Source organism: Parvularcula sp. LCG005, from assembly GCF_032930845.1.
Classification (GTDB): Bacteria; Pseudomonadota; Alphaproteobacteria; order Caulobacterales; family Parvularculaceae; genus Parvularcula.
This window is the reverse complement of sequence record NZ_CP136758.1, coordinates 2,716,673-2,729,054: the sequence shown is the minus strand read 5'-3', so window position 1 is coordinate 2,729,054 and position 12,382 is coordinate 2,716,673. Positions and strand designations below refer to the sequence as shown.

Sequence of the window (12,382 nt, the reverse complement as noted above, 5' to 3'; positions counted from 1 at the left end):
GGACGGCGCACCTGAGCCAGGCGCGCCCATGTCCGCATGAAGACGCCTCCGCGAGGGCAATCAAGCCCTTTCGCGGAAAACAGCCAAAAATCGCTCTGTTTTAGCAGAACTGCGCGACGCGCAGTCCTACCATTTGAGGCCGACGCCGACCCGCAGGGTGTAGATGTCGGTGGTGTCGCCGACCATGGCGGACACCCCGGCATGCACTTTGGCGTACTGGTTCTGATAGTCGATATCAGCCCCGAGAACGGCCGCGCTGCTTTCAGGATCAGAGGTCAGGAAGAACTCGTCGCCCTCGCCAAAGCGGTAGCCCGCGCTGATCGGATCATCCATCAACTCCTGGCTGAGTGCCGCGGTAAAGCGCGGTGTCAGCTGACCGGGAATGCCGGTCTCATAGGCCGATGGTCGCAGCTCAAAGGTCTTGCCGATGCTGAGGCCGACATTGGCCCGCAGGGATTGTGCTTCACGGTCGAGGACGGTGAGCGCGATCACGTCATCGCCTTCCTCGGTGTACTGGTCTTCTTCGAGACGAACGTAATCCGCGCTGACGAACGGAATGACGTCAAAGCCGCTGAGGCTGGTTTTGTAACGAAGGCGACCATTGGCGGTCAGCTGAGTGCCGTCCCACTCGCCGGTCAGATTGCGACGCACTTCGCCGAAATCGACATTGCGTTCGCTTTCGGATTTTGCGGCCGCATAGCCGGCGCGCACGTCAAACTGCAGCGGGCCAAATTCTTCAGCAGCGTAGACGTCCACGCCATAGGTCAGGCGGTTGAACGGGAAGTCCTCGCCCAGCTGTTCGTCGTACCGTGCCGAGGCCATGTGGATGGAAGCGCCAACCACATCAAGCGCGCCCACAGGGCTGTCCATACCAGCTGCGATGACAAAACCGCCGCCGTCAAAGCCATTCGAGTCCGCCGTCGAGTCGCGGTTCACGTAATAGGTTTCTTCCTGCAGCCAGATGGTGCGCTTCAGCGCCTCTTCCTGACGCAGAAGGTCGACCCGGTGGCTGATGATGGAGGTCACCGAGTTATTCTGGGCCCGGGCATAGGCCATCGGACCGTCCAGCGGTCCTGCCACGACCTGATTGAACGCGGACAGGAATTCGTCCTGCGTGGTCGCATTGAACAGGGCGGAACCAAGGGCCTCGTCACCGGTCAGAACCTGGATGATGGGCTCGTAGGCGCCCTGCATGTTCTTGGCGATGCCGACTTCGTCAGCCGACTTCCGGTTCAGGGTCAGAAGGACATTGTTGCTGTCGGACGGGTCGATCACGATCGACTGGTCGAACAGAAACGGTGTGACGCCTTCCGTGTTCAGAATCAGGCTGTCGAGGTCAACGTTCAGATTGGCGGCCGACATGATCACGGCTTCGACGTCCGGCGCGCTGAATGCGCCCTTGAAGATGGTCAGCAGTTCGGTGCCGTCGGCAATATTGATCGTGTCGGCATTCAGACGCGAAACGAGCGGCGGCAGATCGGCCCCTGATGGATCGGCTGAGACGGTAATGCCCAGCGTGCTGGCATTGTCGCCGCTGCCGGTGATCGACAGGGTGCCCAGATCCACATTCGTTGCACTGCCGAGCACCATGGTGGACTGATCGACCGTGACATCCAGCGTCCCTGCATTCAGCAGGTTGCCGGAGAAATTGGTCCCGTTGGTCAGGCTCAGCGTGTTGGCGCCGGTGCCGAAGTCGAGATTACCGACCACGAGTGCGCGGTCAGCGGTCATCGCGTCATCGCCGGTGCCGAACAGAACGTCGCCCGCGATCGAAGCCTGCTGTGATAGCTCGACCCGGTCATTGCCTGCGCCCAGATATACATCACCCTGGGTCAGACCGGCATTGGCGCGATAGATATCGTTGCCAGAGCCCAGATAGACGTCGCCGCCGATAGAGCCAAAGGCTGAGCGTGACTGGGTCGACGAATTGAACGTGTCGGACACGGTGTTGAACACCGTAATGCCCGTGGTGTTGGCCGAGAAATCAAGCGCAATGCCGGACCCGGTCGGCGTCGGGACATCGGCGTCGGTGCTGTCGTCGCCATCCGACCAGTCGGTGACAAGCGCGGTCACGACACCTGAGTTGCGGAACGATGTGACGCTGCCGCTCTCATCTAGAATGCCGTAGGCGTTCTCGGTATCCGAAACCGTGACGCCTTCGATGCGGTTGGTGTTGACGATGCTGCCGACCGAAGCGCCGGCCTTGATCATCAGGCCTGCCGCCATACCGCCCTGCATCGCAGCGACATCACCAGCCTGGGCAGCGCCACCTGCTGTGCCGGCGCTGATCCGGCCACCATTGTAGAAGACCGGCGTCGTGGCGCCATCGCGCAGCAGGACAGCGCGTGCCGATGCGCCGCGCGCTTCGGTAATGATGGAGCCATCATTGCGAATACCGCCATCGATCGTGGCATTGGCAATGGACACACCAGTGGCCGTCACGGTCTGATAGGTCCCGTTGACCGTCATCGTGCCGCGGTTGATCAGGCCATATGTGCCATAGGACAGCCCAAGGCCGGTTTCGCCTTCTGCTACGTCTTCGACGACGTCCGATGTATCATACGCACCAATGGTGATGCCTGCGGTGCCGCCATCGATGGACACCGCACTCCCTGAACCCTGCACGACGATCTCGGCATTGCGGGACGCTTCGGTGTCAGAGGAAAAGACGGAGGGCAGCGCGCCATCGACAAGGATACCGCCGGTCACGTCATTGCGGATGGCTAGCGCGTGGCCCGTCTGGCGCGCGCGCTGCTGGTCATTGGTTTCGTTGCCATCACCCGACGCATAGGTCGTCGATGCGGAATCCGGTGTGGCATCGGTGTAAGCGGTAACGCCAACGGCGCCAATCACGCGGATCTGGCCGTCGACAACGCCATCAACGCGGATGGCATCGGCATTGGTGCCGTAGGCGGAAATCTGCGCGCTGGGTCCGACAAGCAGGTCACCGGTCAGGTCACCGCTGATCGAAATGGCGTCGGTTTCCATGCCGCGCGTCACCATCGCGCCGTTGAAGCCAATATTCCCGGTCAGGTCGCCTTCGACCCAGATACCGGCTGAATTGTCGCCGAACAGGTCGATGGTCGAGCCGCTGGAGAACACGATGTCGCCGGTGTAGGTGCCGGCCGCGACGCGCAGGCCATAGCGGTCATCTGCAAAATCGAGCGGGGTCTCTGTGGTATTTTCCCGCTCGTCGACCATCTCGATGTCGCCGGCCTGGGTGTAGGTGAAGTCAGCATTGTTCGTGATCAGGACGGCGGTGGCATCATCCACATTGCCCATCTCGATCACGCCATTGGTCGTGACTTCGTTGTCGGAATCGATCGTTACGCCAGTTCCGTTCGCGACAGTGACCGTCGCATTCGTACCGATCGTCGTGTCGCCGGTGGTGGAGGTCACGATGGGGGTGGACCGGTCCGTATCGACGGTCGTCTGTGCTGACGCGCCGGCGGCCAATACGCCGCAAACTGCGGCCCCCGTCAGCAGTGTGGATTTGAGCCGCTGAACGGTAAGCTTATCGGACATGGAACCCCTCCCGGAAGAGTACTCTGAAAAGTGTTGATACCAACGACCCGACATCTGCATCGGGCCGATATCTGTTAACGGTCTTCATTGCTGGACCCGGGGCCACTTGGCAAGACGATAAGCGCCCCGGACTAGCTTACGGTTTTGGAACGATCCGAAGAATTTCCCCGCCTTTTGGGTCATCCTGGTCCTCTGTGGCGACGTAAAGCCTGCCGTCCGGGCTCTGCGCCACGTCGCGGACGCGGGCCTTCCGCTCGCGCAGGATTTCGTACTGTTCCGCGCCCGGGTCGTTCGGATCTGCGATCCGCACATGGGTGTGGGCGAGGGCGCCGCTCAGCAGTTTGCCCTGCCAGTCGGGGAAGTCGTCGCCCGTGTAATAAAGCAGGCTCGATGGCGCGATGGATGGGTTCCAGTACCACAGGGGCTGCGCCATGCCGGGCAGTTCATCATAGGGGCTGATGACGGCGCCGGAATAATCGATACCATAGGTGATCGCTGGCCAGCCGTAATTGGTGCCGGGCTCGATGACGTTGACCTCGTCGCCGCCGCGCGGTCCGTGCTCATTGGCATAGACCGTACCGTCAGGGGCGATGTCGATGCCTTGCGGGTTGCGGTGACCGTAAGACCAGATTTCGGGCAGGGCACCCTTCTTGCTGATGAAGGGGTTGCCGGGCGCCGGCTCACCATCCGCGGTCAGGCGCAGGATCTTGCCAAAATGGGTGTCGAGTTTCTGGGCCTGTTCCTTGTAGGCGTAGCCCTCGCCCGAGGTCAGGAACAGCGTATCATCGTCAGCAAAGGCGATGCGCCCGCCATAATGCCCGCCGCTATTGCGCTTGGCATCGGCCGTGAACAGCACCTCCAGATCGGACAGGGCGCCGCCCGCATCGGTGGGGGTGTAGACGGCCCGTGCGAGGACCAGCGTGTTCGCCTTGTCCGGGCCGACCGCATAGGTGAGGTAGAGGAGGTTATTCTCGGCAAAATCCGGATGCGGCTCGGCCTCGAAGAAGCCCGACTGGCCCTTCACAATCACCTCTGGTGTGCCGGTGACCGGCGCGTCCATGAGGACCCCGTCGCGAATGACGCGCAGACGCCCCACTTTTTCGACGACCAGCATGTCGCCGGAGGGCAGGAAGCTGATATTCCACGGCTGGTCGAGGCCCGATGTCACCACTTCCACACCGTACTGGTCGGCGGGCACCGCCGTCCCGGTTTCTATAAGCGGTGCGGGCCCCGCGAGCAGCAGGGCGAGGGCGGTCATCAGCATCGGGCGTCTCCCATTCCTTGTCCGGATCGTGTTTGTGGCGGCAGACTTAACCCATGCGCTTGCGTTTTCCTACAGGCCCCGCAAAAGCGGCGGTGACGATCATCAAAACGGGAGTTGGGGCCCATGCGCCTGATTGGATCTATCGTGGCCTGGCTGTTCGCCGCCTTCTGCGCCTATGGTCTTGCCATTGGCGCGGGACAGACGCTCGACCTGAACAATCTGGCAGAAATGGGCGTGCCAATGCCGATGGGCGTCCGGCTGGAGGCGATCTGGGACAGCCTGTTCGGTGCGTATCTCTATGCCGTCGTGCTGGTGGTGGGGTTTGCGATTGCCTTTTACGTCGCCAGCCTGGTCAAGGCGGCGGTGCCCGTGCTGTCGCTGATCGCCTATCCGGTGGCCGGGGCGGCGGCAGTGTTCGTCGCGCTCAGCCTCATGAAGATGAAATACGACCTCTACCCCGTGCCCGGCGGCAGTGATCCGCTTGGCCTCTGGGTGCACCTGGCCTGCGGTCTCGTAGGCGGCATCGTCTTTGAACTTTTCCGGCCCAAGCGCCGCGACTGATCATCCGTCAGGGGACGAGATTTTCCAGAACCACCCGCGCGTCATAGGCCTCACCGGTATCGGGCTTGGTGCCGCGTCCCATCAGGACTTCAAGCCGCGCTGTCACCTCTTCGGCATTTCCGCCCCCCAAGGGCAGCGATATGCCCACGCCGACGCCGCTATTGCGGCCGCCGGTTGACCCGCCAATGCCGACACTGGGCCCCGACCGGCCGCGCCGTTCCGCATCGGTATCGCGGGACACTACTTCGAAATAGTCATAGCCCTGGGCAACCGTCAGCTCGGCCGCGCGGCGCAGGGCGCCGTCCATGGCCATGCCGCGATCCGGCGCGCGATAGACCACGCGATAGCGGTTGGTCTCGATCCGCTGTTCGCGATAGCCAAAATCATCCCGTTCCAATGACGGGCCATAGGCCGGTGTGACCGAGCAGGCCCCAAGGCCCAAGACGAGCGTACTCGCGAGGAGGAAATGTTTCATGGACCAGATGTACATCGTTCCTGTCGTGCGGCCAATCTCCGCTTGCGCGGCCGGGCGCCTTTGGCTACAGCGCCCGCTCTTTGATTGACCCCTCAGGGTTGGCGCGCATCACACGCACTGCCCTGAACCTCGCGGAGAGGTGCCGGAGTGGTCGAACGGGCCGGTCTCGAAAACCGGAGTGCGGGCAACCGTACCGAGGGTTCGAATCCCTCTCTCTCCGCCATTCCTTGAAATCATTGATATTATTGTCATTTTTAAGATTTCGCGTTAAGATTTGCTGTTAAGAACAGGTGGCATTACAGTGCGTCTGTGGCCAAGCTTCCTGTTCATGTCGTCCGGCGCAAAGGGTCCCCGAGTCTGTATTGGATGCGGGATATACCTCCGCATGCGCAGTTCCTGTTTCGGACCTCCAAAGGTTACCGCAAGCAGATCTGGCGGTCATTGAGGACAGCTGACCCCAAAGTCGCTGCCATCAGGGCGTCAGAGCACAATGCGTGGTATGAAGGTATACTGAGTAAAATCGGCCAAGGTCATGTCGCAATGCCATCGATTGAAGCCGTAAGGTCTTCAACGCTGGTAGTCGAGCTTGTGGGCGATGACATCAGAAAGATCGTAGGCGGACAGCTCGAGGAGCTGACTGAAGAAGACTGGCGTTTGTATCGCTTGGGTGATTTTCGGCATGCTCATTCCGGCAATGAGATTGTACGCGGACTGGCAGAGAATGACGCAGCCCTGATCTTCAAGTCCTCTGCGGTCAGGACAGCGCTCGAGTCGAGAAAGTTTCTGGTCGGTGATTATGATCAGGATGTGAAGACGCTCAACGACATCATTAATAAATGTCGCCGCACTATCCATCATTGTCGCGATGCTGAGGATCCAGCCAAGAAGATTGAATATCTGCAGGCGGAGCTTGATCTGGAAATCGCCCACCAGACGCTGACCACAATGCAAGGACGCCGTGAAACCCTCTTTCGGGAATATGCCGACGACGAGGTGGAGCGGGTTCTGGACAAGATCGTCGCGACACGAACCAAGGTGACAATTGGCGAGAAGTTTCAGGAATACCTGAATGATCAGCTGGCCAATCGCAGCAGTCGGCACCAGACCACTTCCCACGCTCGTATTGGCAGCTTTGTGGAGTTTGTAGGTCCAAAGAGTGGCCTTGAAAATATCACGAAGAATGACGTCACTCGATATCGATCAGACGTTCTCGATCGTTTGCCGAAACGTCCACCCAATATGGCACTGACCAACAAGCAAAAAATCGCTTCGGTCAGTCAGGATGGTCGTGAGCTGTTATCGGCCAAAACCAAGAACCTCTACCTTCATTCGATCAGCGCCTTTTTTGCGTGGTGCGTGAAGATGGACTACGTCCTTAAAAACCCCGTGCCAGCCCTTAGATACACCGTGGACAAGCCGAAGGGGAAGCGCCGCAGAAGCTATACTGGGGCAGAGCTGAACGCCCTGTTTGGCGCTCAATGGCGTTCTTTTCAGCGCAGTGAGCCTCATAAATTCTGGATCCCGCTTATTGCGCTCTACCATGGCTGCCGGTTGCGGGAAGTTTGCCAGCTGCGCGGAGCAGATGTCTTCCGTGAGGATGGCCTTCTTGGTCTACGCATTACGGAGGATGATGACCTTGGCACCAGTGTGAAGAACGCCGCCAGCGACCGGCGGATCCCCGTTCATGCAAAACTGATAGAGCTTGGCTTTGCCGACTACTGCAAGGGCGTTCAGCCAGACGTGAAGCTCTTCCCCAAACTGACAGAGCGCGAAGATGGTGCACCTGCCTTCAGTAAATGGTTCCGTCGGTATAAAGAGCAGTGCGGCGTACACGCCGCCGATGTGGACTTCCACAGCTTTCGTCACACCTTTCGTGAGGCCTGCCGTGAAGCTGATGTCGCCTATGATGTGGTCAACCGGATTGGCGGGTGGAAACTTGGCCAATCACCAGAAGCCGCCTACGGAACGGCAAAATTCAGCAGACTGGCCGATGAGCTGAACAAGATCGGGTATGATTTGGGCGGGTGATTGCGGTAGTTTTTATCTAGAGCGGATGCTCAAATCGTCAGTAAACTGCGATGAATTAATTGGCACTTTCAAAGCGTTAAGGGAGCGTCCGAAATGGGCGGCTTTGTGTGATCAATGAAAGGTTCAAGTTATTGATTGTACATGAAATGTTGTAAGTGCTAAAAATTTGGGCAGTCTGAACTGTCCGCGATAGGCTCTATGGAGCAGAAGATTTCCAACAATGATCGAGCGCACCTTTCAAGACGTCCCAACCAAAAAAATTAGCGAAGCCGATCAGCAATCGTTCTTGGTTAGTCTAGGTTGGGCAAGAGGATCTACGTGGGATGATTTACTGCAATCAAGGCGCGTACTGATAATCTCAGAGGCAGGCGCGGGGAAAACATATGAATGTCGCACTCAGGCGACGCATCTTTGGTCTGCGGGAGAACCGGCATTCTTCGTTGAATTGGCCGCGCTGGCGACTGACGAACTTCGTAGCCTGCTAGATGCCGATGAAGAAGCACGGCTGAACACTTGGCTTGCCTCACAGTCCGAGGTGGCAACATTTTTCCTGGACTCGATTGACGAGCTGAAATTGACGTTGGGCTCGTTTGAGCGGGCGCTTAAACGACTGAAGAAGTGCGTCGGAAATCAGCTTCACCGGGTGCGGGTCGTCATTACGACCCGACCAATACCCTTCGACGAACAGCTGGTTCGAAATGTACTGCCTATTCCTCCAGCGCCGCCCTCGGAATCAGATGAAGAGGCATTTGCGAAGGTCGCGATGGGTGAGCCTCAGGAGCAACACGACAACAAAAGCAAGAGCCAATCGGCCGATTGGCGGTCGGTAGCCTTGATGCCGCTGTCGGACGAGCAGATCGTCGATTTTTGTCGGCACCAGGGCGTGAGCGATCCCGATCTTCTTTTTGAAGATCTACGACGTCGCAATGCCCTGGAGTTTGCACGTAGGCCTCAGGACCTCATTGAGTTGTGCGCGGACTGGCGTGCGCACAAGCGCATCCGAACGCATCGCGATCAGGTTGCCACGAATGTTCGCGTGAAGCTGCTACCTCGCGATGACAGACCTGAACCGGCAGAATTGTCCGTCGACAAGGCGATCGAAGGAGCCAGTCGGCTCGCGCTCGCAGTTCAGATGACGCGTCGTCTAACAATCCGTCACAGTGCAGCGTCCGATGTTGTTAACGAGCAGGCGGCCCTCGATCCCGCGATCATCCTGTCCGATTGGCAAGCAAACGAACGAAAAGCACTTCTGGAGCGTCCGCTATTTGGCTTCGCTTCATACGGCCGGGTGCGGTTCCATCATCGCTCGGTGGCGGAGTATCTCGCTGCGGAGCGGCTGATAGCTCTTCGAAGGCAAGGGATGCCGTTTCGAGCCCTCAAGCGGCTTCTCTTCGCGGAAACCAAGGGCAAGACGATCGTTCGCCCGTCCAAGCGACCAGTGGCGGGTTGGCTAGCCTTGCAAGAAGACGGGATATTTGAGCTGTTGCGGGACAATGAGCCTGCCGTACTCTTGGACGAAGGCGACCCAGAGTCGCTAGCGCAAACGCAGCGGAATCAAGCTCTTCGCGCCTATGCTGAGCGTTACGGCCCTGGTGGCTGGCGAGGCCTTCAGGTGCCTCACATTCAGGTCCATCGATTTGCATCGAAAGAGTTGGCAGATGAAATCGACGGGATTTGGCGTAGCGGCGTAGAGAACCCGGATGTGCGAGAAGTCCTCATCAACCTTATCGAGGCAGGCCGCATAGAAGCTTGTGCCGACCTCGTAATCGATATTGCTCGAGATGTTGCAGCACCTGCTGTTGAGCGCATAATGGCTATTGATGCGTTAATAGCCCTTGATGACCAGAGGCTCGGGAATATCGCTTCCAGTATAGCAGATGGAGACGATCTCTGGCCTGACAAAGTGGCCCGAGATGCCGTAATACGCCTTTTCCCCAATTACATGTCGGTTGAGCAGCTTTGTCGGACTCTTCAATGGGTAAAGCGGGAGAAGCGGAGTGTAGGTGACGTTAGCTGGCAACTTCCACGCCTGATAGCAGGATCGTCACTTGATATCCTTGTATTGGAGCAGCTTCGTGATGGCCTCCTCGCGCTTGTCTCAGATGGGCTTAAATGGCGAAATGAGTGGCCACATATGTCGAGCGATCGACCACATCTCAGTGGAGCTCTTGCAGCAACGTGTGAACGCGGCCTCGATATCAGCCAAGATGAGGAATGGCTGCATGCTGGCGCACTTGCATTGCGATTACATCACCGGGACCACGGCGACGACGAGCCAATCAAATCGCTTCGCGAACGACTGAGCAATCTGAATGCAGAGGGCAATGCTCGTCTTTTCTGGGTTGAGGACGCTTTGCTTCAGTCGCTCTATGTAGTCAAAGACCCGTGGAGACGGCTCGCTGAGGTCACGATTCACGATGGGCCCGTCCAGCTTAGACCAGACCGAGATCTGACTTGGGTGAGAGAAGCGCTTGGTGACACGACCCGGGATACGGATGAACGCGCAACGCTCTTGGAGGCAGCTATCCACCTGTCGCCGGATCGTGATGCATGGAAAGAGCACGTTGAAGGACTTAGGCCTCTCATAGCGGATGAGCCTTCATTTGCACAAAGACTTGATGACTGGCTGAAGCCATCGAAGCACGTCAAAAGACATCGCCTTTGGGAAAAGAAGCAAGCCGAACAAGAGAAGCAGGAACGGCGACGAAAGGCCAAGAACCGCGCTAGCTGGATTCAGTTCTGGCGAGAAGTAGCTAATCAGCCTGAGAACGCATTCTCGACAGAGCAAAGCTGGAACACAGCTTGGAACTTATGGCGCGCCATGAGTCACGATGGTGATAACAGTCGATCGTCAGGTTGGAGCCGGCGCTTCATTGAAGAGCAATTTAATCAAGAAACGGCTGATAAGCTTCGTCGCGTATTGATGGAGATCTGGCGTGATGATCATCCACCCTTCCCCAGCGAAAGGCCCCAGGACGAGCGCAATACTTTTCTTGCACGTTGGCAACTTGGTCTGGCCGCGATTTACGCCGAAGCAGAAGATCCGAACTGGGCAGCTAAACTTAGCAATGCCGAAGCTGAGCTAGCGGCGCGGTACGCCGTGATTGAACTAAACGGCCTTCCCCAATGGATACAGTGTCTCGTAGATAGGCACCCAGACACTGTGGACCGGACGATCGGAAATGAACTGTCGTGGGAACTGAGTCGTCCGCCTGGGGAGCATGGACATGCAGGCCTGCTTCAAGGAATTAACTACGCGCCTGAGAGAGTTGTTAAGCTATTTCTTCCGCGGCTGGAATCTTGGCTGGATGCCGACGGAGACCGGATCAATAGCGCCGATGACGGAAACGGAATGGCAACGAGGGTTCGACGTGTAACGCATATAATCTTGAAGCATGGCGATAAAGCGGCAGTCGAGAGACTTCGAGAATGGGCACTCCAAAGATTGGAGCAGGACTTGCCGTTTGCGCTACTTTTAGTTTGGTTGTCGACCTTAATGCGGATTGATCCGCAGGCGGGTGTAGACGAGCTGGCTGATCAAATCGAATTGGTTGAACCATCTGAGCGATCAGACGCTGTGACATGGCTGGCCAGCCTCTTTGGTGATCGCCAAGACGGAATTGGGTTGGCTGAAGAACGCTTCTCGCCGCAATTGCTGCTACGGCTGCTTCGTCTGGCCTATCGGCACGTTCGCGTCGAAAACGACGTGTTCCATGTGGGAACGTTTTCGCCGGATGTGCGTGACGATGCACAGCTTGCGCGCAATAACATTGTAGCTGCCTTGTTTAACGCGAAGGGGGAGGAAGGCTTGGCTGCCAAACTTGAGATGGCGGCAGACCCGTTGTGCGCTCATTTCAAGGATCGAATTTTGGCTGTCGCAGAGGAGAACTGGGCACAAGAGATTGATGCCGACGCATTCGATGAAGCTCAAGCGGTAGCACTTGATCAAAGCGGGGAAGCTCCTGCCTCAACGAAAGAAACCATGTTTGCTATTATGAAGGATAGGCTGTCTGACCTTGATGACCTCCTCCTGTGCGATGTTTCGCCACGGGAGTCTTGGGCAGAGATTAAAGTCGAAAGGGTGATGCGTCGAGAAATAGCGAGAGAGCTGAAGTATGCCGCCAACGCAATCTACACTGTAGATCAGGAAGCTGCGACTGCAGACGAAAAGGAAACTGATATTAGATTGCGTTCTACCACTCCTCCCCATGAGGCGGTGATAGAACTTAAGCTCGGGGATAGACGCCCAGCTAAAGATTTGCGCGACACGATCGAAAATCAGCTGGTCAAGAAATACATGGCAGCGCAGCATTGCCGAGCTGGTGCATTGATGGTGACCCTTGCCAAAGATCGGAAGTGGGACCATCCGGACGGTGGGCCGCAGATTGGCGTTGATGAGCTTTTCCGCCTTCTGCGGGCAGAGGCGGAACGAATTGAACACGCAATGGCAGGAACTTTGTCGATAGCAGTTCACTTTCTTGATCTACGCCCTCGGTTACCTCGCGAAAAATCAGATAGAACTTGAAGAC

6 protein-coding genes and 1 tRNA gene are annotated in these 12,382 nt (G+C 57.7%); 4 read left to right on the top strand and 3 right to left on the bottom strand.

Features of this window, described 5'->3' with window-relative positions; genetic code table 11:
• Nucleotides 1-126: 126 nt before the first annotated feature.
• Nucleotides 127-3,525 (bottom strand): autotransporter domain-containing protein, encoded by a 3,399-nt coding sequence (locus RUI03_RS12950; RefSeq protein WP_317287883.1) that lies wholly within the window; start codon nucleotides 3,523-3,525, stop codon nucleotides 127-129.
• A gap of 136 nt (nucleotides 3,526-3,661) precedes the next feature.
• Entirely contained in the window at nucleotides 3,662-4,789 is a 1,128-nt protein-coding gene (locus RUI03_RS12945) for a PQQ-dependent sugar dehydrogenase (protein WP_317287882.1), read from the bottom strand.
• A 123-nt stretch (nucleotides 4,790-4,912) separates the two neighbouring features.
• Here RUI03_RS12945 and RUI03_RS12940 point away from each other — a divergent pair, with 123 nt between their 5' ends.
• Nucleotides 4,913-5,350 (top strand): hypothetical protein, encoded by a 438-nt coding sequence (locus RUI03_RS12940; protein WP_317287881.1) that lies wholly within the window; start codon nucleotides 4,913-4,915, stop codon nucleotides 5,348-5,350.
• A 7-nt stretch (nucleotides 5,351-5,357) separates the two neighbouring features.
• On the opposite strand, the gene RUI03_RS12935 is transcribed toward RUI03_RS12940, so the two are convergent.
• On the bottom strand, nucleotides 5,358-5,825 hold the full coding sequence (locus RUI03_RS12935) for a CC0125/CC1285 family lipoprotein (RefSeq protein WP_317287880.1): 468 nt from the start codon (nucleotides 5,823-5,825) through the stop codon (nucleotides 5,358-5,360).
• A gap of 133 nt (nucleotides 5,826-5,958) precedes the next feature.
• On the opposite strand from RUI03_RS12935, the gene RUI03_RS12930 reads away from it, so the two are divergent.
• The 3 genes from RUI03_RS12930 to RUI03_RS12920 all read left to right on the top strand — a co-directional run bounded on the left by RUI03_RS12930 (nucleotide 5,959) and on the right by RUI03_RS12920 (nucleotide 12,378).
• Nucleotides 5,959-6,048 (top strand) — tRNA-Ser (locus tag RUI03_RS12930).
• Between the two features lie 317 nt (nucleotides 6,049-6,365).
• On the top strand, nucleotides 6,366-7,853 hold the full coding sequence (locus RUI03_RS12925; protein WP_317287879.1) for a site-specific integrase: 1,488 nt from the start codon (nucleotides 6,366-6,368) through the stop codon (nucleotides 7,851-7,853).
• Nucleotides 7,854-8,073: 220 nt separating this feature from the next.
• A complete protein-coding gene (locus RUI03_RS12920) occupies nucleotides 8,074-12,378 on the top strand; it encodes a hypothetical protein (protein WP_317287878.1) in 4,305 nt (1,434 codons plus the stop codon).
• Nucleotides 12,379-12,382: the final 4 nt, after the last annotated feature.